The following is a 23,921-nucleotide window of genomic DNA, read 5'->3' as shown; positions in this document are numbered from 1 at the left end:
GATTCACCGCGGCTTCCAACAAGCTGAAGCAGAGCTAGAAAAAATGTTTGAAAGATTAACAAATTAATAAATCGATTTTATAGAAGGAGTACTTCATTTACACATAATTATTGACACTCCCAGAGTTCCAAAAAAATAATGACGAAAGTTTAATACAATTAATGTATAGTTAATATATTTATTCTATACTTTATTTCTAATCGTGTTAAAATATACTTCGTTACTGAGAAAGCGAGGTGCTGATGAATGTGTGATTTATTATATAACGTCAAACAATTATTGAATGAATGGCCCGAATGGTTTAAGAGTAAGCGTATTTTACTTGCCGTCTCTGGAGGCATAGATTCAATGGTATTATTGACAATCATGCTTCAAATAAATGAACAATTACCAAAAGAAGAAAGAAAAGAAATAATTGTTGCCCACTTTAATCATCGATTAAGAGAAGAAAGTGACCAAGATGCCCAATTGGTAAAAGAGTACGCCCAAAAGTATAAGTTAACTTACTTTATTAGTCACTGGGACAAACCAGCTTCAGTGAATGTTGAAGCCAATGCGAGAGATGCTCGTTACCAATTCTTTGGAGATATCATGGTTAAGACAAATAGCGATACCTTAATGACAGCACATCATTTGAATGATTTAGGTGAAACCGTATTAATGCGTTTAATCCGAGGGACTTCCTTACGAGGTGTTCGCGGAATTCGCTCTAACTACCAACGTATATTGACTACTTCGACGAAATATTCGAAGTCTGTTCGTGTCTTAAGACCACTAAGTTCAACTAAAAAGGAAAAAATCATTGAATATGCTAAAGAACATCATATCCCTTATAATGAAGATCAAACGAATACGGATATGACTTATATGCGTAATCGTATGAGATATAAGATGTTGCCTTTTTTTGAAGAAGAAAATCCGCAGTTCTTATCTAATTTACTTCTTCTATCACAGCAGTTGGAGGCAAGCTATGATGCGCACTTCAAGCAGTATTTACAGAAAGAACCCGAACTGTTGATGCAATTGTCACAGGGACGATGGCTTTTATATGTCCCTAAGTTTCTAGAATTATCTGAGGATTTAATGCAAGTATACTTAGCTATTTTTTTGGAAGAAAGACTAATTCACCAAATTCAAACTTATAATAAAGCGGCTGTTAAGCAATTAGAACAACTCATTAGACAAACAGATGCTCCGAATATGTTGATTAATATAGCGAATAACTGGGTGGCATTAAGAGAATACGATTATATTTGGATACAACCTCAAGATTACGACAGTGAAGTAGCTAAGCAAAGTGAGATTAAGATTGAGCAGTTTAATCACTGGTACGAATTGAGTGAGAAAGAATTAGCGGGTGTATTTGATATTGATGCGATTGCGACAGATTTAAAGAAAAATCTGTATGTTGAAATACCTTTATCTTTAGCTGAAGGAAGACCAAGTATAACATTACGCCATCGAAAGAATGGAGACACGTTAACTTTGCGTCGACCGGATGGAACAAGTTATCATAAGAAAGTATCACGAATCATGATCGATCAAAAAATACCAAAATCAAAACGTGAAGATTATTGGGTTATTGAAAATAGTGAAGGGACGATACTAGGAATGTTGCCACCGATTAGTAAGGATAAAACTTACATTAATTTGGAAGAAAAGCAAACTCATGTATTTATATATCAAAAAAGCGAGAATATTTCTTGAAATTATGGTAACATTTACTTCATAACATCAATAATATGACGCTTTCGCTTTTATTTATAAGTAGAAGGATGAGAATCGGCGTTAAGAATAGATGATAATACAAAATAAAGGAGAAACTAAATGTTAGAACAAGACATAAAAGAAGTATTAGTAACCCGCGAGGAGATTCAAGAAACTGTGAATCGCTTAGGTGAACAGTTAACGAAAGAATATAAAGACAAAGAGGTTGTAGTTGTTGGAATACTACGTGGGGCTTCAATTTTTATGGCAGATATTGTTCGAGCAATGGATGTCTATTTAGAGATTGATTTCATGGATGTATCAAGTTACGGTGATGCATTTGAATCTTCTGGAGAAGTAAAAATCATTAAAGATTTAGACACACATCTAGAAGGACGTCACGTTCTAGTCGTGGAAGACATTATCGACACAGGTCGCACATTGAAGTACTTAGTGGATTTATTCAAATATCGTAAAGCTGCATCTGTTCAAGTATGTACGTTATTAGATAAACCAGAGCGCCGCGTAATGAAAGATATTATTCCAGATTACGTAGGCTTAGAGGTACCAGACGAATTCGTGGTTGGATACGGTCTTGACTTTGAACAAAAATATCGTAACTTACCATACATCGGTGTACTAAAACCTGAGATTTATCAATAATTTTAAATTCAATGAAAAAGCAATATTGTAGTGTAAATCCGCTCAATTATGCTATTATAACTAAGATACATAATAATATGTATGCAAGGAGGAGATAGATAAATGAATAATCGAAATCCAAACCCGAATCGTAATTTCTTTCGGGGAACTTTACCCTACATCCTAATATTTTTAGCGATTATTGGTATGTTTCAAGTATTCTCAGGTAACCTAGGTTATGCTGGGCAAACTGAAGAGATATCATCGTCTGAATTTATGAGTGAATTAGAAAGTGGAAACATTGAAACTTTTGAAATTCAAATCGGATCTGGGGCGTATTCAGTTCGTGGGGAATACCGAACGCCTAATGAAACTGTTGAGCAAGAGGAAGATAACTTTTTACAAGTTATACAAGGATCTAATGAAGTAAGTTTATTTGAAACAACTATTTTAGGTAATGATGCAACGTTGAATATGGTGACGGATGTTGCTTTAGAGAATGATACTACAATTCAAACAATTCCGGAATCAAGTGCAGGATTATGGTTAAGTTTCTTACCATTCTTAATCTTATTAATCCCGACATTCTTCTTAATTTATTCAATGACTCAACAAGGTTCTGCCGGCGGAAAAGGCGTGATGAACTTTGGAAAATCTAAATCAAAAGACGTTTCAAAACAAAAAGTCAAAGTACGTTTCTCTGATGTTGCAGGTGCAGAAGAAGAGAAACAAGAATTAGTTGAAGTGGTTGAGTTCTTAAAAGATCCAGATCGCTTTACAAAGTTAGGTGCGCGTATACCCGCTGGTGTTCTTTTAGAAGGGCCTCCTGGTACTGGTAAAACGTTACTAGCTAAAGCTGTTGCTGGTGAAGCAGGCGTTCCATTCTACAGTATCTCAGGTTCTGAATTCGTTGAGATGTTTGTCGGTGTTGGGGCGAGTCGTGTAAGAGACTTATTCGAAAATGCTAAGAAAAATGCACCATCGATTATCTTCATTGATGAGATTGATGCCGTAGGTCGTCAACGTGGAGCTGGTATGGGTGGAGGACACGATGAACGTGAACAAACACTTAACCAATTACTTGTTGAGATGGATGGTTTCGAAGGTAACGAAGGTATTATCGTTATGGCTGCAACTAACCGTTCTGATGTTTTAGACCCTGCTTTACTGCGTCCGGGTCGTTTTGATAGACAAATTCTAGTTGGTAACCCTGATGTTAAAGGGCGTGAAGAAATCTTATTAGTTCACTCACGTAACAAGCAATTAGCTAATGATGTAGATTTAAAAGTAATCGCACAACAAACACCAGGTTTCTCTGGTGCGGATTTAGAAAACTTACTAAACGAAGCGGCTTTAATTGCTGCTCGTGTTGATCATACATCTATCCATGCAGAAGATATTGATGAAGCACATGACCGTGTCATTGCTGGACCAGCTAAAACAAACCGTGAAATGTCAGTGAAACAACGCGAAACCGTTGCTTATCACGAAGCAGGACACACAATTGTTGGTATGGTATTAAGCGATGCGCGTGTCGTTCATAAAGTAACAATCGTTCCTCGTGGACGTGCAGGTGGATATGCAATTATGCTTCCTAAAGAAGATCAATATATCATTACTGAGAAAGAATTATACGAACAAGTTGTTGGTTTACTTGGAGGACGTGCTGCTGAAGAGATTGTGTTTAATCACCAATCAACTGGGGCAAGTAATGACTTCCAACAAGCGACTCAAATTGTTCGTTCAATGATTACAGAATATGGTATGTCTGAAAAATTAGGAACTGTTCAATATGAAGGGAATCAAAAACCTTTTGCTGGCCGTCAATATGGTCAAAGTGTGACATATTCTGAACAAATTGCTTATGAAATCGACTCAGAAATTCGTCGTATTACAGACAAAGCGTTAACTGATGCACATAATATTATTAATGAACACCGTGAACAGTTGAATACTATTGCTGAAAAGTTATTAGAAATCGAAACATTAGATCAAAGAGCGATCAAATCTTTATTCGAAACAGGCGAAATGCCTGCGCCTGAAGATACAGATTCAAAGGATAAACCAGAATTACCAGATGAACCTGATAGCTTCAAAGATGCGAAAGAAAAAGCAAAAGATGATGAAAATCATTCAGATGTTTATGATCGTGCTGAAGAAGAGACAACTTATGTTGAACCAGATGAAGTACCATCTGATGACACAGAAGAAAGAAATTCTCACATTAATCAAGACAGAGATTTATAATTCATGAAAGAAATCGATTATCCATTTTGGATAGTCGATTTTTTTGTTTTTTCAATTTAGAAATATGTTAATAAAAAGACTGATATGTTGGGGTTTCTAACGAAAGAATGTGGGGAAATTGAGAGTGAAACACATATAAAAATTTATAATAAGCAATAAAACACTAGACAAATCGATTATCTTTAGTAAAATGAAAGTAACAAAAAATGATAGCGTTTACAAATTTAAAGTCTAAGGAGAATAAGACAATGAATTTGGATTGGATAAAAACGCGTGCGATTGACACACCTGACAAGGTGGCTGTAATTGATCCTATTAAACAAACGGAATTTACTTATGAACAACTAAATCAACGTGCTGAAATGTTAGCACGACATTTAGTGGAGAATGAAGGAGTTAAACGAGGAGACCGTATTGGTACCTTTGTCCCGAATGATATTGCCATTATTGATTTTCTGTTGGCTGCGATAAAAATTGGGGCTGTTTTTGTTCCACTTAATTGGAGATTAAAACCGATCGAAATTGGAAAAGTAGTTAAAGATGCTGGTTTAGAATATATCGTTTACGCAACTAATCATCTTGAACGACTGACTGAAGTTCCGCAGGAATTTATTAAATACAATGTTGATGGACCGGAATATAATGAAATCGTGAATCTTGAGAATTATACACCATTTGAGAGTGTTAATTTAGACTTACAAGATATCGCTATGTTAATTTATACAAGTGGATCAACAGGGAGACCTAAAGGTGTTATACACACGCATGAAAGTTATTTAAATAATAGTTTTAATCAAAACTTATCTTGGAATATGACGAGTGATTGGAAAACAATTGCGAGTGCGCCTATGTTCCATATCTTAGGTTTTATTGATATTGTTATCCCAATGTTAATGGTAGGTGGAACGGTTGTATTAGAAAGATACTTCAATCATGAGACGATTAATGATTGGATTGTAAAGTATGAACCGACGGTTTTAGTTTTAATTCCAACGATGTATTATGCAATTATTGCTCATCCGGAATTTAAACCTGAGAATGTTATGAATATTGAGTTGCTTGTGTCAGGAGGATCACCGCCATTACCAGCGGTACAAAAAGTATTCCAACAAATGGGTAAAATTATAATTAATGCCTATGGTTTAACTGAAGCACCATTATTAACATTTAATAAATACGAATACGCGGTGAACAACCCACAATCTATTGGTCAAGCGCTAATGTTTGTCGATGCGAAAATTGTCAATGAAGATTTAGAGGAAGTTCCAGTGGGAGACATTGGTGAATTAATCGTTAAAGGTAAAAATGTTACCCCAGGCTATTGGAATTTACCAGAAGAGAATGAAAAAGCCTTTCATAATGGCTTCTTTAGAACCGGAGACATGGGCTTTATTAATGAATTAGGTGAAATAACGATTGTTAACCGCCTGAAAGAATTAATTATTACAGGTGGAGAAAACGTGCTACCATCAGAAGTCGAAGCTATTCTAAGTCAACATCCTCTCATTCGTTCAGCAATTGTCTTAGGATATGAACATCCTAAATTTGGTGAATCTGTATCTGCGGCTATCATGCTGAATAAAGAAGCCCTCGGTTCAGATAATTACAGAGAAGTCTTAGATGAATACTGCTTGAAAAACCTTGCAGGTTATAAAGTACCAAAACTATACTTAGAGATTGATGAAATTCCAGTAAACTCTGTTGGAAAGCCAGATCGTCTAGAACTAGGGAAGATGATGAATGACTATGCAAAATCAACAATAACTGATGAATTGAATATTTAAGGTTGAAGTCCCGGCTGAATAGTCGGGATTTTTTTATGCTGTCTATTAAGTTTACATAATACACAATGATAAACTTCCGCTCAGGACAGCCGTTTACCCATGTAGTTCTTATGAAAGTTATTAGTTGTGCTAATAACTCAACCGTTTAAATGAGCAAAAATAATAATACGCTTCTTTATTAAGCATTCTAATGTATAAGATAAGGTTCCGTTATTTCACGGGGTCTAATTAACAGCGTATTATATGAATTGTAAACGTTATCATTTTTGTGTAAGTAATACATGTTATTGAAAATTTTAGGAGGCAATTAAAAATGGACAACAGAAAAGAAGTATTAAAACAATTATTCCCTGAGGATATTTTAAACATTAGCGAAGGTTTAACAGATGGAGAAGTTGAGTTTTTAAGACAGTTAGTGGAGCTGCTAGAAACAAAGTATCGTCCAGTAGTTAATCAAGCTTGGGTTGATGCTGAAGTGCCAGAAGGATTTTTTGAAGATATCGGTAAATTAGGATACTATACAAACCCCTTATTATTCGAAGGGCGAGAAGGTAAGAAACAAACGAGTCAATTATTCCAATTTTTCTTCGCCTTTGCTATGTCGAGATTCGACGTATCATTAAACACTTTAATGGGAGTTCACTCAGGATTAGGGTTTAATTCTTTCTTATTTGGAGGTAGTCCAGAGCAAGTTCAAAAATATGTCCCTAAATTAGCGAGTCATGAATTACGTACTTGCTTCGCTTTAACAGAACCTGATCATGGATCTGACGTTGCGTGGGGTTTAGATACGACAGCACGTCGTGAAGGTGACAAATGGATTCTTAATGGAGCTAAACGTTGGATTGGTGGGGCATCAGTCGCTGACTTAATCCCAGTTTATGCAAGAGACGAAGAAACAAACAAACCAAAATGCTTTATCGTCAAAGCAGGTCAAGAAGGATTAGATATTGACGTTATTGAAAATAAAATTGCACTTCGTATTGTACCAAACGCAAATATTCACTTAAAAGATGTCGTAGTTGATGAAAGTGATCGTCTACAAAACATCAATAGTTTCAAGGATATTGCTAAAGTTCTTTACTCAACTCGTGCAGGCGTAGCTTTCATGGCGACAGGAGCGATGGCAGGTGCACTTCAAGCAACCCTTAAATATGTAACTGAACGTAAACAATTTGGAAAAGACATCTCAAATTACCAATTAGTTCAAGAGAAATTAGCGATGATGCAAGCAAACGTAACATCTGCAATGGCCCTTTGTTCACAAATTGCTCGCCAACAAGAGAATGGTGACTACAATGAAATCGTTACTTCAGTAGGTAAGATGATTAATGCTCTTCGCTTACGTGAGACTGTAGCAATGGGTCGTGGAATTTGTGGGGGGAACGGAATTGTTGTCGATTACGATATCGCAAGATTCTTCTCTGATGCAGAAGCTGTTTATACATATGAGGGTACACACGAAATTAATGCCTTAGTAATTGGACGAGCAATGACTGGACAATCAGCATTTAACTAATATTTATCAAGTGACAGTCATTTCCAAACAAATTTGGAAATGGCTGAGTCACTTTTAAAGTAAAACGATATATTTTGGAGGGAAATAATAATGACAATTAGAAAAGCAACCGTATTAGGTGCAGGTGTCATGGGAAGTCAAATTGCAGCCCTACTTGTAAATGCAGGGATTAAAGTGCAATTATTAGACGTTGTAATTGACGAAGAAGATCGTAATAAACTATCTAAAGCGGGTTATGACAGAATTACAAACAAAAAGAAATCGATGTTATATGATTTAAATTTCGAAGGGAACTTATCTTATGGAAATTTTGCTGATGATTTAGTGGAACCATCAGATTCAGATATCTTTATTGAAGCTGTTAAAGAAGATATTAAAATCAAGCACGATATTTGGACAAAGATTAAACAGGTCGCTAAAGAAGAAGCAATTCTAGCAACAAATACATCTGGAATCCCAATTGAAGCAATTGCTAAAGTGTTCGAAAGCGGCGAACAAGAACGTTTCTTAGGGATGCATTTCTTCAATCCACCGCGCTATATGAAATTATTAGAAATTATTCCAACGAAGAATACATCTGAAGAAACGGTAGAAGTAGTTAAACAATTCTCAGAAGATGTCTTAGGAAAGGGTGTTGTGATTGCTAATGATGTCCCAGCCTTTATCGCCAATAGAACAGGAACACATGCGATGGCAGACATTATGTACCGTGCAGAGCGTAACGGCTTATCAATTGTTGAGGTGGATGCTTTAACAGGTAAAGCAATTGGAAGACCTCGAACAGGAACTTATGGTTTATCAGACTTAGTCGGAAATGATATTGCTGCCTTTGTTGTAGGTGGATTAATGAAAGATCCTAGTGAGCAACCTTACTTCAACAATTCATCGCTTTTACCAAAACTATTAGAAAAAGGAGCTTTGGGAAATAAAGCAGGTTATGGATTCTACAAAAAAGAAGGACGTAAACGTCTAGTATTAGATCCCGAAACTATGGAGTACGTCGAGCCAAGCAAACCTCAATTAGAAATATTATCTCATTTTGGACGTGACTTAAAAGAAAACTTAGATGTTATCTTTAATGCAGAAGACAAAGCGGGTAAATTCTTATGGAAAACTTTGAGAAGCACATTTTTCTATGCGGCAAATAATGTTCCTAAAGCGGCAAAAGATTATAAAGACATTGATCGTGCAATGGTTTGGGGCTTTAACTGGAAAGTCGGACCTTTCCAACTGTGGGATTTAATGGGCTTTGACCGTGTGAAAGAAAGAATCCAAGCAGAAGTAGGGGAATTACCTGAATGGGTAGCAAATAGAACAGAAAGCTTCTATAAGGAAGGCGAAGTACTTGAAAATATTACACCGATTGAAGATCGTATAGAGAAAGAAATTTGGAAAGATGACGATACAACATTAAGTGTAATAAACACGGATCAATTATTATTCAAGTTCCAGACACCAAACAACACCATTGATGAAGGATTAACAAAAGGGCTGATAAAAGCTGTAGACGAGTTAGAGTCAGGTCATTATTCTGGAATGGTTATTTACTCGGATGGACCACATTTTAGTCCGGGAGCTAACTTGAATATGATGAAGAAAGCTATAGAACTCGAGGAAGTCGATACTTTAATAGGTAAAACAATAAGCGAGTTACATGAAGCAGTGAACCGCGTTCGCTACAGTAGTAAACCGATTGTTACAGCAGTTAGAGGACGCGCTTTAGGTGGTGGAGCCGAACTAATGTTAGCCTCTCCTTATGTTGTAGCAGCGGCAGAAAGTTATATCGGTTTAGTTGAAGTCGGTGTAGGACTTATTCCTGGTGGCGGCGGCCTAGCAGAATTAACAGAACGCGTGATGACTCGAGACGAGCAAAAAGCAAGTAAGATGAAGACTTTAGGTGCAGTTATTACACGTATTGCATCTGGAGATGTTTCAATGAGTGCTTATGAAGCCCGTCGTAAATATTACTTAAGAGGGTCAGATGACATTATTATGAATGCGGATAAAGTTGTGGACGTAGCCATTGAGAAATTAACTTATTTAACTAAAGTAAATTACATTCAAAGAACAAAAGTTAACTTCCCAGCCTTAGGAACAAACTTTAAAGCAGTGGTCGAAGGGCAATTAGATTCAATGCGCTTAGGACACTTTATTAGTGATTATGACATGGAGTTAGGACTTGCGATTGCAGATGTAATGACAGGTGGAGAGCTCCCAGAAGGAATCTATGTTAATCAAGAATGGTTACAACATCTTGAGAAACAACATTTCCTAAAATTAAGTAAAAATCAAAAGACATTCGAACGAATTTCGCATATGTTACAAGCGCGCAAACCGTTAAGAAATTAATACGGAAACTTGAAAGGAATGAATTAATTATGCAAGATGCTTATATCGTTGCTTATGGACGTTCGGCTATTGGAAAAGGAAAAGCGAATGGAACCCTTGCCAACGACCGTCCAGATGATATTGCAGCTGAAGTATTAAAGGGTGTCATCGATCGTGTTGATGGCGACTTTGATCCAGCGCTTATCGAAGATGTGATTGTTGGTTGTGCCTTCCCAGAAGGAATTCAAGGTATGAATTTTGCTCGTACGATTGCTTTAAGAGCAGGATTACCTTACTCTGTTGCAGGACAGACAGTGAACCGTTACTGCTCATCAGGATTACAAACGATTGCCATTGCTGCAAATGCCATTATGGCTGGTCAATCAGAAGTATTGGTAGCAGGTGGAGTTGAGTTCATGAGTTCAGTCCCAATGGGAGGCAATGAAGTAACAAACAACCCTACACTACAAGCAGAAGATTCAGGTGTTTCGTATCCAATGGGACTCACTGCTGAAAATGTCGCAACTAAATATAATGTCACTCGAGAAGATCAGGATGAATTTGGAGTGCAAAGTCATCAACGTGCACATGCTGCACAAACAGAAGGACGCTTTGATGATGAAATCATCCCCGTAACAACACATAAAGTTGAATACACAAAAAATGGACCTCAAGTTAAAGAGGTAAAATTCGACAAAGATGAAGGAATTCGTCCAGAATCAACAACTGAAACTTTAGGGAAACTAAGAACAATCTTTAAAGCAGACGGATCTGTCACTGCAGGAACATCATCGCAAGTAAGTGACGGCGCAAGTTTTGTTGTCATCATGTCAGGCGAAAAGGTAAAAGAATTAGGCATGAAGCCAATCGCCCGCTTTGTTGGTTATAAAGCTGTAGGAGTCGATCCGAAATATATGGGGATCGGACCAGCCTATGCTATTCCAGAAGTTTTAGAATTAACGGGCTTAAAACTAGAAGATTTGGACTTAATCGAATTAAACGAAGCCTTTGCTTCTCAAGCGCTAGCTTCAATTCGTGAATTAGGAATAAACACAAATATTACAAACGTTAACGGAGGAGCAATTGCTTTAGGACATCCACTGGGTGCAACCGGAGCCGTGCTGACATCACGCTTATTAGCCGAGATGGGTAAACGTAAAGGTTCGAAATATGGAATGGTATCAATGTGTATCGGAGCCGGTATGGGTGCTGCAGGTATTTTTGAATATATTCATTAGTACTAAACCTTAATCAATGAAAGTAAGGAGATAAGTAATGTATCAAACGATTCTATACACAATAGAGAACCAAGTCGCGACCGTTATAATTAATCGAGAAGAGTATGGAAATGCTTTTTCAGAAACGACGTATCAAGAAATTATTGATGTAATGGCAGATATCGATCAAAATCCAGAAGTAAAGGCGGTTATCTTAACAGGTGCAGGAAAGTATTTCTGTGCAGGAGGAGATGTTAAATACTTCCAACACCTCATTGATACCGGACAAGGAATACCAGAAGACGGTGTCCTTAAAACAGGAGAAATGGTTCGAAGTATCCGACAAAATTCAAAACCCGTGATTGCAGCCATTAATGGTGTGGCTGCAGGAGCAGGCTTAGGACTCGCATTATCATGTGATTTCATTGTGATGGGGACTCAGAGTCGCTTACTTACGGCGTTTATTAATATGGCTTTCCCGGGAGATACTGGTTTGATGTACAATTTACAACAAGCTTTAGGATCATACCGAACGATGAAACATATTATGTTGAATGAACCGATTGATGCGGAATTGGCAGTCGAATATGGCCTCGCTTATAGTAAAGTTGCAGATGAAGATTTACTTGATGAAGCCCAAGCATTAGCTCAAAAGCTAGCTCATGGGCCGACTCAAACAATAGCGCACCAAAAAGCATTATTAGCGAGTATCTTATATCCTCAAATGGATGATACGAACCTTTTAGAAGCGAAGTATATGAGGGCTAGTTCGTTAAGTGATGATCATTCTGAAGCGGTTGCAGCATTTTTAAGTAAAAGGCAACCAAAATTCAAAGGAAATTAGTATTGCTGTGATACACTGTAAGCATACAATACTATCCAGATATATTAAGAATTTGAGGTGCTTAGAATGATGGAAATTAGTCAAATGCAATATTTTGTAGAAATTGTTCAATCAGATTGTAACCTGACTGTCGCGGCTGAGAATTTATATGTTTCTCAGTCAGCGTTGAGTCAGTTTATTAAAAACTTTGAACATCAACAGGGAGTTTCTTTATTCAATCGAAAAAATGGGCGAATTGTGAATGTTTCTGATTCTGGAATGCATGTGTATCAATCAGCATTAAAAGTATTAAATCAATATAATGGACTTGAACATGTCATTGAAAGAGAATCTTTATTCCAAAAAGGGACGATAAAAATTGGGATTCACCCAACGTATTTACGTTTTTTCTTTAATAAGTTTATACCTCGCTTTCTGATAGAGAATCCAGATGCACATATCGAAATTGTTGAAGCAGGCACGAATGAATTACAACAGATGCTAGAAGATAATGTTATTCATATCGCAGTTCTAGCACCGCCGAAAGATTTTAATACGTCAAAATATGAAGTACATCCCTTAGTTCGAACTGAAGTGGTCGCCTTTATGGGACCAGATCATCCACTCGTTACAAAACGTTTACTAAAATGGAACCACTTAGACAGCTATCATTATGTAACCTATAACAAAAAAGATGCCGTCTATTATTTTGTAGAAGACAAATTAAAAGAAAATAACAGTACAGCAAAGCAATTATTTACCTCAAGTTCTTGGGATTATATGATAGAAACAGTGATCTACAACGAATTAATCGCTCTTTTACCGACAGTTTACTTTAGTATGTTTATTTCAAGACTAAACCAAATGGGTGTAGTAGAAAAGCGTTTTGAGGATCCAATTCCGTATATCCCGACATTAATGCGAGAGAAGAAGAAGCATTATTCTAAAGTGGAAGATTTTGTTTTTCAATCTATATATAATAATTTCCATTTTGAAAATGATACATTAAAATACGATTTTTTATTAGATGATTAGATATGAGCTAGGAACGGGTAACAAAACTTAACAGGAAATAGTTTGTTATTTGTTTGAAATCATCGCTCTATCATCATCGAAAAATGAAGGAGAGATGATTCGATGCAAACAAGAGTCACTGAACTATTAAATATTAAGTACCCAATTATTCAAGGAGCCATGCAATATATGTCGCTAGCGGAGTTAGCTTCAGCGGTATCTAATGCAGGGGGATTAGGAATTGTTCCAGCGATGGCTTTTCCAGATGTTGATGCCTTGCGAGAAGAAATTCAAAAAGTGCGCAGTTTAACTGATAAGCCTTTTGCCTTTAATATTTCTTTAGTGCCAGAAGTTGTGATGCCAGCGGTCATTAATGATTATATTCAAGTATTAATTGAAGAAAAGGTACCGGTTGTTGAAACCTCAGGACAAAGACCGGACAAATTCATTAAACCACTGAAAGATGCAGGCATTATTGTCATCCATAAAGTAACGTCAATTCGACACGCTTTAGCGGCTCAATCCGATGGCGCGGATATCATTACAATGGTTGGAGCAGAAGGCGGTGGACATCCAGGCTTAGATCAAGTCAGTGGTCAAATCCTTTGGGCAAAAGCAGCTGAAGAATTGGATGTACCTGTTCTTGCAGCTGGAGGGATTGTTGATGGTAAGAGTATGTATGCTGCCATGGCATTAGGAGTGGACGGTGTGTTAATGTCCACTCGGTTCCTAGCGACGCCTGAAGTGAATGCATCTGATGCTTATCGCCAAGCCCTATTATCCGTTCCAGAGTATGGGACAGTCTTAACAATGAAGTCACTTCGCAATGCGATGCGCGTCGCTAATAATAAGATGGCTCAAGATATTCTTAAAGCAGAAGCGAATGGAGCGACTTTAGAAGAGTTGATGCCATTAATTTCAGGTAGACGCTCTTATGAAGCGATGAAAGATGGGGATATCGATGGTTCACAGTTAAGTATGGGACAAGGTATTGGTCGAATCCATGAGATTAAACCGGTATCAGATATCTTCACTGAAATGCTCAAAGACTTTAATCAAGTGCACACACGTATGACACAATTAAATTCAAATTAAGCGAATTAAAGGTCAACTAAATAAAAATTCATTGAGTAGACTGAGTGGCAACCACTGAGTCTACTTTTTTAACAACAATTTAAGAGGTGTATAGATGGATACAAAAGAAATATCAGTAAAAGATGTCATGCAATATGTTCCAGATCAAGCTCAGCTTGCAACGACGACATATGGTTTAGGAGGTATGCCAGAAGAGCTATTAAAAGAACTGGGTGCCTACTACAAAAAACATCAACATCCAAAAGATGTTACTTTAATGGCTGTGGCTGGAATAAGTCGTGGCGAAGGAACAGGTATGGATTACTTGCTTGAACCCGGCTTGTTAAAGCGTTTTATCGGAACGCACATGAGTGGGGCGCCTTTATCAGCAAAAGCTGCTCTAGCAAATCAGTATGAATTGTATATGCTCCCACAAGGAATCATTGGTAAACTCTACCGAGATGCAGCAGCGAAAGGGCCGGGTGTGTGGAGTAAAGTTGGTATTGGAACGTTTGTAGATCCTCGCCAAGAGGGTGGGCGCATTAATGACCGTGCAAAAGCAGCCGAAGAATTGGTAGAAGTTACTAAAGTAAAGGGGGAAGAATGGTTGTATTTTAAACCTTTACCCATCAATGTGTCTTTTATCAAAGCGACCTATGCAGATCCTAAAGGAAACTTATCATTTATTCATGAGCCTTTGAAACTCGAAGCACTCACACTTGCGATGGCAGCAAAGAACGCGGGTGGAATTGTCATTGCTCAAGTTGAGGACGTCGTAGCAACTGGAACGCTCCCAGCTAAAGAAGTTGACGTACCAGGTGTACTTGTTGATTATGTTGTAAAAGCTAAACCAGAATACCATCAACAAACCTTTATGACCCAGTATAGTCCGCTCTTATCCAATGAAATTAGAACACCAAAAGTGAAGAGTCGGAAGTTACCCCTCGATAACAAAACAGTAATCGCAAGACGGGCGGTGCGAGAGTTAAAGCCAAACAGTTTTATCAATATTGGCGTTGGAATGGCAGATAAAGTGTCACGGTTAATTAATGAGGCCAATCTATTAGAACAGTTCACTCTGAACACAGACTTAGGTGCAATCGGTGGAATGACAGCCTCAGATTATAATTATGGTACGAACTATAATGCAGATGCGATTATCAATACATTAGATATGTTTGATTATTATCACGGGGGTGGCATAGATACAACTGTGTTGGGCTTTGGTCAGATGGATGTTAATGGGAATATGAATACTACACAAATTGGAGATATGCTCATTGGTCCAGGTGGTATGATCGATATTTCAGCAAGTGCTTCAAAAATAATCTTTATTGGGACCTTTACTGTTAAAGGGGAAACTAGCGTAGAGAATGGGCAACTCGTCATTAATCACGCAGGTGTCGATAAGAAGTTTAAATCTGCCTTGTCGCATATTACATTCTCAAGTAAAGAAGCCATTGCTAATGGCAAAGAAATCATCATTGTAACGGACAGAGCTGTATTTGAAATTAATAAAAATTCAAAACTCGTGCTAACAGAAATTGCTCAAGGATTAGACTTAGAAAAAGATATCTTAGATTGGATGGAGTTTGAACCTCTGATTTCAGACAAACTGAAAGTGATTGACTCAAGTTACTACAGTGAATCATGGAGTTTAAGAGACTATATAAAAGAATAAATAAAACAAAGCTCTTACAAGTGAAATCTTGGAGAGCTTCTTTATATTCTGTGTATTTTCACTGACTTGGTGGTAAGATATGTGAAAGTGAGAAAAGACCATTTGATGATGATTTCACTAAAGAATGTGTGGTATTATATGTTAGTTGAAAATAAAAAGGGAATACATTACAATGCAACATGGAATTTTCATGGAGGAATGAACATATGACTGATAAATTATTACGTGCGCTTGCCTTTGATGGGCAAGTTAAAGTGTATGTAATTGATGCGAAAAATACAGTTGAAGAAGCAAGAAGACGTCACGATACTTGGCGCACTGCAACAGCTGCATTAGGGAGAACGTTAATTGGGACGGCCTTACTCGCTGCGAATTTAAAAGGGAATGACCAAATAACTGCAGATGTCACAGGGGAAGGACCAATAGGTCGAATCCTAGTGACAAGTGATGCAAAAATGAACTTGAGAGGTTTTGTAAATAACCCACAAGTTGCCTTAGATTCAAATGAAGAAGGCAAAATTGATGTCAAAGGTGCTGTAGGCTTACCAGGGTTCTTAAAAGTTAGTAAACAAATTGAAAACTACGAACCTTACACAGGCCAAGTGCCATTAATCAGTGGGGAGCTTGCAGAAGACTTTACCTATTATATGGCGGTGTCAGAACAAACGCCTTCATCTATTGGACTAAGTGTTTTAGTTGATAAAGGGGATATTGTTGCACAAGCCGGCGGCTTTATGATTCAAGTCATGCCAGGGGCAACAGAAGAAACTATCTCTGCTTTAGAAGGTAAAATTAATAATTTAGGTCGGGTATCTGATCTATTAAATAGCGGTCTAACTGTAGAACAATTACTAGATAGATTAGTTGGCGAAGGTAATTCTAAGATTTTAGATTATTTAGATGTCCGCTTTAACTGTCATTGTTCGAAGGAACGTTTCTCTGATGGAATAAAATTATTAGGCAAAGACGATATTCAGGCAATGATTGACGAAGATCATGGAGCAGAAGTAGTCTGTCATTACTGTAATGAAGCCTATCTGTTTAGTGAAGAGGAATTGACTGCATTAGTAGAAGAAGCCTAATATAGATAATAAAGACAAGCATTGTATTTGTTTGTTAGATGTGCTTTAATTTTTAAGAGAAGTAATAAAGTAAATGAGGAGTGAATAACGTGAGTGATAATCAAGAACAAACACATGAAGAGTTAAATGACCAACTATTAGTTCGTCGTGAAAAGATGACTTCAATGTTAGAATCAGATAGCGTCAACCCATTTGATGCTGGTTTTACAAGAACACACTATTCAGTAGATATCGTAAGTGAATTTGATCACCTTACTAAAGAAGAATTATCAGAAGCTGAAAAAATTAACGTAAAAGTTGCAGGACGTATGGTGTCTAAACGTGGTAAAGGAAAAGCAGGATTTGCCCATATTCAAGATATGAAAGGCCGTATTCAACTTTATGTACGTAAGGATATGATTGGTGAAGAAAGCTATGATTGGTACAAACAAGCTGACTTGGGGGATATCGTTGGTGTTGAAGGATATTTATTCAAGACAAATACGGGTGAATTATCCGTTCGTGCAACGTCTTTCACTCCATTAACTAAAGCTTTACGTCCATTGCCTGATAAATATCATGGTTTAGCGAATATAGAACAACGCTACCGTCAACGATACTTAGACTTAATTAGTAATGATGAGAGTCGTGAACGTTTTGTGAATCGATCTAAAATCATCTCAGAAATCCGTCGTTATTTAGATGACAATGATTATATGGAAGTTGAAACACCGGTTTTACATAATATCGCAGGTGGAGCAAATGCCAGACCATTTATTACACACCATAACGCCTTAGATATGGAATTATATTTACGAATCGCTTTAGAATTACATCTAAAACGTCTTGTAGTTGGTGGTTTTGAGAAAGTTTACGAAATTGGTCGTGTATTCCGTAATGAAGGTGTGGATACAACACATAACCCTGAATTTACTATGTTAGAAGTATATACTGCATACAGTATTTTTACGGATGTCATGGATTTAACAGAATCATTAATTAAACATGTGGCTAATAAAGTATTAGGCTCTGGTGTATTGGAATATGACGATCAAACGATTGATTTAGAATCAGAATGGCGTCGTGTTCATATGGTAGATATTATTAAAGAAACGACTGGCGTTGATTTCTGGCAAGAAATGTCTTATGAAGAAGCAAAAGCTTTAGCTAAAGAACATCATGTGACTGTCAACGACCATGATACAACCGTTGGACATATTATTAATAATTTCTTTGAAGATAAATGTGAAGATACTATTGTTCAACCAACGTTTGTATTTGGACATCCAGTAGAAATTTCACCTTTGGCGCGTAAAAACCAAGAAGATCCAAGATTTACAGATCGTTTTGAATTATTTATCGCCGGCCATGAATATGGCAATGCCTTTACTGAGTTAACAGACCCAGTTGACCAACGTGAGCGTTTTGAAGCTCAAATGGAAGAGAAAGATCAAGGAAACGACGAAGCGCATCCAGTGGATGAAGATTTCTTAGAGTCATTAGAATACGGTATGCCACCAACAGGTGGGTTAGGAATCGGAATTGACCGTCTAGTTATGCTATTAACAAACGCGCAATCTATTCGTGATGTATTATTATTCCCAACTTTACGTAACAACTAATAGCTTCTAGACTTTTCGTTCAAGCATTAAATTTAATTAAATCATCTATCCATGGTAAACTATGTATATAGACGTCAAGGAGGCGATTTAATGGAGTTTAAAAGAGAAGGTAACGCAATTGTATATCGTGACGAAGCAGATAAGCTATTAGCGGAAATTACGTTTCCACCAAGCTCATCAAACAACCAAGTGGTAGTCGCTGATCATACTTTTATAGACCCCGCATTAAGAGGACAAGGAATTGCAGGTAAACTTTTAGATGAATTAGTATCAGAAATGGACAAAGAAGGTAAGAAAATCAAAGCGACTTGTCCATATGTTGTGAGAAAATTCAAAGAAGAACCTGAAAAGTATGACTTTATCAACGCTGATAAATAACATATTTCCGACTATTTGTTTAAAATTAACAAATAGTCGGTTTTTTTTGAAAAAAATGCTCAAGACTATTGACGAAAGTAAATCCTCATGATACTATACCTAAGGTGTTTTAATGACAGATTCCTGGTCATCAGTCGTGCTGACTGCTTTAAAACTCTTATCTTAAGCAACTGAAAAGTTGTTTATTGAATTTTACTATAAAATGACACACTTGGATGTGTGGACTAAGAAAAGAAGACGGGAGGAGGACAATTCATGCCTACAATTAATCAATTAGTTAATAAACCACGTAAGTCTAAAACGACTAAATCGAACTCTCCAGCTTTAAACGTTGGATATAACAGTTATAAACGTACTTCAACAACTACTATGTCACCACAAAAACGTGGTGTATGTACTCGTGTTGGTACTATGACACCTAAAAAACCTAACTCGGCGTTACGTAAATACGCGCGTGTTCGTTTATCTAACCTAATGGAAGTTACAGCATACATTCCAGGAGAAGGGCACAACTTACAAGAACATAGTGTTGTGTTAATCCGTGGAGGACGTGTAAAAGACTTACCAGGGGTACGTTACCACATCGTTCGTGGAGCGTTAGATACAGCTGGTGTTTCTGAACGTCGTCAAAGCCGTTCTAAATACGGAACAAAAAAACCTAAATAAATATAAAAAATAAAATTAATTCCTTATGAAAGGAGGAGTTTGAATGCCTCGTAAAGGTAATGTAGCAAAACGTGAAGTTTTAGCAGATCCAATTTACAATTCAAAATTAGTTACACGTACAATTAACCGTATCATGGTTGATGGTAAACGTGGAAAAGCTTCTAAAATCTTATACTCAGCTTTCGATATTATTCGTGAAGAAACAGGTCAAGAGCCATTAGAAGTCTTCGAACAAGCAATCGAAAATATTATGCCATTGTTAGAAGTTAAAGCTCGTCGTGTCGGAGGTTCTAACTATCAAGTTCCTATTGAAGTTCGTCCAGAACGTCGTTATACTTTAGCTATCCGTTGGCTAACTCAATACTCACGTTTACGTGGGGAGAAAACAATGGAAACACGTCTTGCACGTGAATTAATGGACGCAGCTAATAATACAGGTGCTTCTGTTAAGAAACGTGAAGACATGCACAAAATGGCTGAAGCCAATAAAGCCTTCGCGCACTTCCGCTGGTAGAAATTGGTTGGCTGTTTTATGCAAGGATTTGCATAGGCGATTGACAATTACTCATTATATATTTGAAAGAGGGGTAAAATAGTATGGCAAAGAGAGAATTTTCTCTTGATAAAACGCGTAACATCGGAATCATGGCCCATATTGATGCAGGGAAAACGACAACTACTGAGCGTATCCTTTACTATACTGGACGTATTCACAAAATTGGTGAAACTCATGATGGTGGATCACAAATGGACTGGATGGAGCAAGAACAAGAGCGTGGTATTACAATTACATCTGCAGCTACAACTGCACAATGGAATGACCACCGCGTAAACATTATTGATACTCCAGGTCACGTGGACTTTACCGTAGAGGTAGAACGTTCATTACGTGTACTTGATGGTGCAGTAACTGTATTAGATGCTCAATCAGGTGTAGAACCTCAAACTGAAACAGTTTGGCGTCAAGCTACAACTTACGGTGTTCCTCGTATTGTATATATCAATAAGATGGATAAACTTGGTGCTGATTTCTTAAACGCGACTGAAACACTTCACGACCGTTTAGATGCAAATGCTCACCCTGTTCAATTACCAATTGGTGCAGAAGATGACTTTGACGGAATCATCGACTTAATTGACATGAAAGCATACCACTATCATGATGATTTAGGTGAAGACGTTGAAGAAATTGAAATCCCTGATGACATGAAAGAATTAGCTGACACATGGCGTACAAACTTAATTGAAGCTATCGCTGATTTAGATGAAGACATTATGATGTCTTACCTAGAAGGTGAAGAGATCGATGTCGCAACTCTTAAAGCGGCAATCCGTAAAGCGACAGTTGCGGTTGAGTTCTACCCAGTTTATGTTGGTTCTTCATTCAAGAACAAAGGGGTACAATTATTACTAGACGGTGTTGTTGATTTCTTACCATCACCACTAGAAGTACCACCAATTATCGGTACTATACCAGGAACAGAAGATACTTTAGAACATCATGCTGATGATTCAGAAGACTTTGCTGCTTTAGCATTCAAAGTTATGACTGACCCATTCGTAGGACGTCTAACATTCTTCCGTGTATATTCTGGTACATTAGCTGCCGGTTCATACGTTCTAAATGCGACTAAAGATAACCGTGAACGTGTTGGTCGTATCTTACAAATGCACGCTAACTCACGTGAAGAAATCCCAGAAGTATTCTCAGGAGATATCGCAGCTGCGGTAGGTCTTAAAAATACAACAACTGGTGATACTTTATGTGCTGAGAACGCGCCAGTGATTCTTGAATCAATGGAATTCCCAGAGCCAGTTATTAACGTTGCAATTGAACCAGATTCAAAAGCTGACCAAGACAAAATGTCTGCAGCTCTTGCTAAATTAGCTGAAGAAGATCCAACTTTCCGTGCGACAACTGATCACGAAACTGGACAAACAATCATCGCTGGTATGGGTGAGTTACACTTAGATATCATCGTTGACCGTCTAAAACGTGAATTTAAAGTTTCAGCAAGTGTTGGTGCACCACAAGTTTCATACCGTGAAACTTTCCGTGCTGCTACTAAAGCAGAAGGTAAATTCGTTCGTCAATCAGGTGGTAAAGGACAATTCGGACACGTTTGGATTGAATTCTCACCTAACGAAGAAGGTGCCGGATACGAATTTGAGGATGCAATTGTTGGTGGGGTAGTTCCTCGTGAATACATCCCAGCAGTAGATGCAGGACTTAAAGACGCAATGGAAAACGGTGTATTAGCAGGATTCGAATTAATCGACGTTAAAGCTAAGCTTTACGATGGTTCTTACCATGATGTCGATTCTTCTGAGACTGCCTTCAAAGTTGCTGCTTCATTAGCATTACGTGAAGCTGCTAAGAAAGCTGATCCAGCAATCTTAGAACCAATGATGTTAGTAGAAGTTACAGTTCCTGAAGAATACTTAGGTGATGTAATGGGACACGTGAACTCAAGACGTGGACGCATCGAAGGTACAACTGCTCGTGGTAACGCACAAATCGTTCGAGGATTCATTCCTTTAGCAGAAATGTTCGGTTACGCGACAACGTTACGTTCATCTACTCAAGGTCGTGGTACATTTACAATGCAATTCGACCACTATGAAGCTGTTCCAAAATCAATTCAAGAAGAAATCATCGAGAAACATAGCGGTAGATAATCTGCTTTATAACTAAGCAGAAAGCTTGCTATAAACGTGAATATGTGGAGGTAAATGGTTGAATTTACCTTCCTTTCACGGTATAATCATTTTGATAGATTAGGAAATAATCTATAATAGGTTACATATATTTTAGGAGGATTAAATAATGGGAAAAGAAAAATTTGAACGTACGAAACCCCATGTTAATATTGGGACTTTAGGTCACGTTGACCACGGTAAAACAACTACATCTGCTGCAATCGCAACAGTTTTAGCTAAAAATGGTTTTGGTGAAGCTCAAGACTACGCTTCAATCGATAACGCACCTGAAGAAAAAGAACGTGGAATCACAATCAATACTTCACATATTGAGTATGAAACTGCTAACCGTCACTACGCACATATCGATGCGCCAGGTCACGCGGACTACGTTAAAAACATGATCACTGGTGCTGCTCAAATGGACGGTGCTATCTTAGTAGTATCTGCTGCTGATGGACCAATGCCACAAACTCGTGAGCATATCTTATTATCACGTCAAGTTGGTGTGCCACACTTCGTAGTATACTTAAACAAAGCTGATATGGTTGATGATGAAGAGTTATTAGAACTTGTTGAATTAGAAGTTCGTGACTTATTATCAGAATACGATTACCCAGGAGACGATGTTCCTGTAATCGTTGGTTCTTCATTAAAAGCTTTAGAAGGCGACGCTGATTACGAAGCTAAAATCTTAGAATTAATGGAAGCTGTAGATACATTCATTCCAGAACCAGCTCGTGAAATCGACAAACCATTCATGATGCCAGTTGAGGACGTATTCTCAATTACTGGTCGTGGTACAGTTGCTACTGGTCGTGTAGAACGTGGACAAGTTAAAGTAGGTGACGAAGTTGAAATCGTTGGTATCAAAGATACTCAAAAAACTACTGTAACTGGTGTTGAGATGTTCCGTAAAATGTTAGATTACGCTGAAGCGGGAGATAACATTGGTGCATTATTACGTGGTGTGACACGTGATGACATCGAACGTGGACAAGTTTTAGCTCAACCAGGTTCAATTACACCACATACTAAATTCTCTGCTGAGATTTATGTATTATCTAAAGAAGAGGGTGGACGTCATACTCCATTCTTCGATAACTACCGCCCACAATTCTACTTTACTACAACTGACGTTACAGGAATCATCGAATTACCAGAAGGAACTGAAATGGTAATGCCTGGTGACAACGTAACTATCTCTGTAGAATTAATTCACCCAATCGCTATGGAAGATGGAACTCGTTTCTCTATCCGTGAAGGTGGACGTACTGTTGGTGCCGGAACTGTTACTTCAATCGAACAATAATTCCAAACCACAATTAAACGGTTCTTGAATTTTTGGTGTTGGTGAGAGAAATCTCACTGACACCTTTTTTTGTATGTACACAAAAGCCAGTGAATTCCTATATAATAAAGTTACCATACATTACTAAAAGGAGAATTCACTTGGCT

18 protein-coding genes are annotated in these 23,921 nt (G+C 37.5%); all 18 read left to right on the top strand.

From position 1 onward, the window contains the following. The first annotated feature begins 246 nt into the window (after nucleotides 1-246). Nucleotides 247-1,707: a tRNA lysidine(34) synthetase TilS gene (tilS, locus tag ACEN3Z_RS08115; RefSeq protein WP_407090461.1), complete on the top strand. Its 1,461-nt coding sequence runs from the start codon at nucleotides 247-249 to the stop codon at nucleotides 1,705-1,707. Between the two features lie 120 nt (nucleotides 1,708-1,827). Then, nucleotides 1,828-2,370, top strand: a complete 543-nt coding sequence (gene hpt / locus ACEN3Z_RS08110; RefSeq protein WP_338490008.1) for a hypoxanthine phosphoribosyltransferase — start codon at nucleotides 1,828-1,830, stop codon at nucleotides 2,368-2,370. A gap of 102 nt (nucleotides 2,371-2,472) precedes the next feature. Then, nucleotides 2,473-4,596 carry an ATP-dependent zinc metalloprotease FtsH gene (gene ftsH / locus ACEN3Z_RS08105; protein ID WP_338490006.1) on the top strand — a complete coding sequence of 708 codons (2,124 nt, stop codon included), beginning with the start codon at nucleotides 2,473-2,475 and terminating at the stop codon, nucleotides 4,594-4,596. A gap of 248 nt (nucleotides 4,597-4,844) precedes the next feature. Beyond that, on the top strand, nucleotides 4,845-6,380 hold the full coding sequence (locus tag ACEN3Z_RS08100; RefSeq protein ID WP_407090460.1) for a class I adenylate-forming enzyme family protein: 1,536 nt from the start codon (nucleotides 4,845-4,847) through the stop codon (nucleotides 6,378-6,380). A gap of 313 nt (nucleotides 6,381-6,693) precedes the next feature. Continuing rightward, entirely contained in the window at nucleotides 6,694-7,899 is a 1,206-nt protein-coding gene (locus ACEN3Z_RS08095) for an acyl-CoA dehydrogenase family protein (RefSeq protein ID WP_407090459.1), read from the top strand. A 90-nt stretch (nucleotides 7,900-7,989) separates the two neighbouring features. Then, complete coding sequence (locus ACEN3Z_RS08090; RefSeq protein ID WP_407090458.1) at nucleotides 7,990-10,248, top strand: 3-hydroxyacyl-CoA dehydrogenase NAD-binding domain-containing protein; 2,259 nt, start codon at nucleotides 7,990-7,992, stop codon at nucleotides 10,246-10,248. A gap of 29 nt (nucleotides 10,249-10,277) precedes the next feature. Further along, nucleotides 10,278-11,465 carry a thiolase family protein gene (locus ACEN3Z_RS08085; protein ID WP_407090457.1) on the top strand — a complete coding sequence of 396 codons (1,188 nt, stop codon included), beginning with the start codon at nucleotides 10,278-10,280 and terminating at the stop codon, nucleotides 11,463-11,465. Between the two features lie 37 nt (nucleotides 11,466-11,502). Beyond that, nucleotides 11,503-12,288 carry an enoyl-CoA hydratase/isomerase family protein gene (locus tag ACEN3Z_RS08080; RefSeq protein ID WP_407090456.1) on the top strand — a complete coding sequence of 262 codons (786 nt, stop codon included), beginning with the start codon at nucleotides 11,503-11,505 and terminating at the stop codon, nucleotides 12,286-12,288. Between the two features lie 66 nt (nucleotides 12,289-12,354). Next, nucleotides 12,355-13,302, top strand: a complete 948-nt coding sequence (locus ACEN3Z_RS08075) for a LysR family transcriptional regulator (RefSeq protein ID WP_407090455.1) — start codon at nucleotides 12,355-12,357, stop codon at nucleotides 13,300-13,302. Between the two features lie 102 nt (nucleotides 13,303-13,404). Then, nucleotides 13,405-14,376, top strand: a complete 972-nt coding sequence (locus ACEN3Z_RS08070; protein ID WP_407090454.1) for an NAD(P)H-dependent flavin oxidoreductase — start codon at nucleotides 13,405-13,407, stop codon at nucleotides 14,374-14,376. Between the two features lie 94 nt (nucleotides 14,377-14,470). After that, nucleotides 14,471-16,036, top strand: a complete 1,566-nt coding sequence (locus ACEN3Z_RS08065; protein ID WP_407090453.1) for an acyl CoA:acetate/3-ketoacid CoA transferase — start codon at nucleotides 14,471-14,473, stop codon at nucleotides 16,034-16,036. A gap of 206 nt (nucleotides 16,037-16,242) precedes the next feature. Next, complete coding sequence (gene hslO, locus ACEN3Z_RS08060; protein ID WP_407090452.1) at nucleotides 16,243-17,118, top strand: Hsp33 family molecular chaperone HslO; 876 nt, start codon at nucleotides 16,243-16,245, stop codon at nucleotides 17,116-17,118. A 155-nt stretch (nucleotides 17,119-17,273) separates the two neighbouring features. Next, nucleotides 17,274-18,719 (top strand): lysine--tRNA ligase, encoded by a 1,446-nt coding sequence (lysS, locus tag ACEN3Z_RS08055; protein ID WP_407090462.1) that lies wholly within the window; start codon nucleotides 17,274-17,276, stop codon nucleotides 18,717-18,719. Between the two features lie 90 nt (nucleotides 18,720-18,809). After that, nucleotides 18,810-19,097 carry a GNAT family N-acetyltransferase gene (locus tag ACEN3Z_RS08050; RefSeq protein WP_407090451.1) on the top strand — a complete coding sequence of 96 codons (288 nt, stop codon included), beginning with the start codon at nucleotides 18,810-18,812 and terminating at the stop codon, nucleotides 19,095-19,097. Nucleotides 19,098-19,352: 255 nt separating this feature from the next. Next, nucleotides 19,353-19,763 (top strand): 30S ribosomal protein S12, encoded by a 411-nt coding sequence (gene rpsL, locus ACEN3Z_RS08045; RefSeq protein ID WP_138405198.1) that lies wholly within the window; start codon nucleotides 19,353-19,355, stop codon nucleotides 19,761-19,763. A 43-nt stretch (nucleotides 19,764-19,806) separates the two neighbouring features. Next, nucleotides 19,807-20,277 carry a 30S ribosomal protein S7 gene (rpsG, locus tag ACEN3Z_RS08040; protein ID WP_138405197.1) on the top strand — a complete coding sequence of 157 codons (471 nt, stop codon included), beginning with the start codon at nucleotides 19,807-19,809 and terminating at the stop codon, nucleotides 20,275-20,277. Nucleotides 20,278-20,360: 83 nt separating this feature from the next. Further along, nucleotides 20,361-22,442: an elongation factor G gene (fusA, locus tag ACEN3Z_RS08035; protein ID WP_407090450.1), complete on the top strand. Its 2,082-nt coding sequence runs from the start codon at nucleotides 20,361-20,363 to the stop codon at nucleotides 22,440-22,442. Nucleotides 22,443-22,590: 148 nt separating this feature from the next. Continuing rightward, complete coding sequence (tuf, locus tag ACEN3Z_RS08030; protein WP_407090449.1) at nucleotides 22,591-23,775, top strand: elongation factor Tu; 1,185 nt, start codon at nucleotides 22,591-22,593, stop codon at nucleotides 23,773-23,775. Nucleotides 23,776-23,921 lie beyond the last annotated feature (146 nt).

Source organism: Ruoffia sp. FAM 26254, from assembly GCF_045528545.1.
Classification (GTDB): domain Bacteria; phylum Bacillota; class Bacilli; order Lactobacillales; family Aerococcaceae; genus Ruoffia; species Ruoffia halotolerans.
This window is presented reverse-complemented; position numbering and strand designations above follow the sequence as displayed.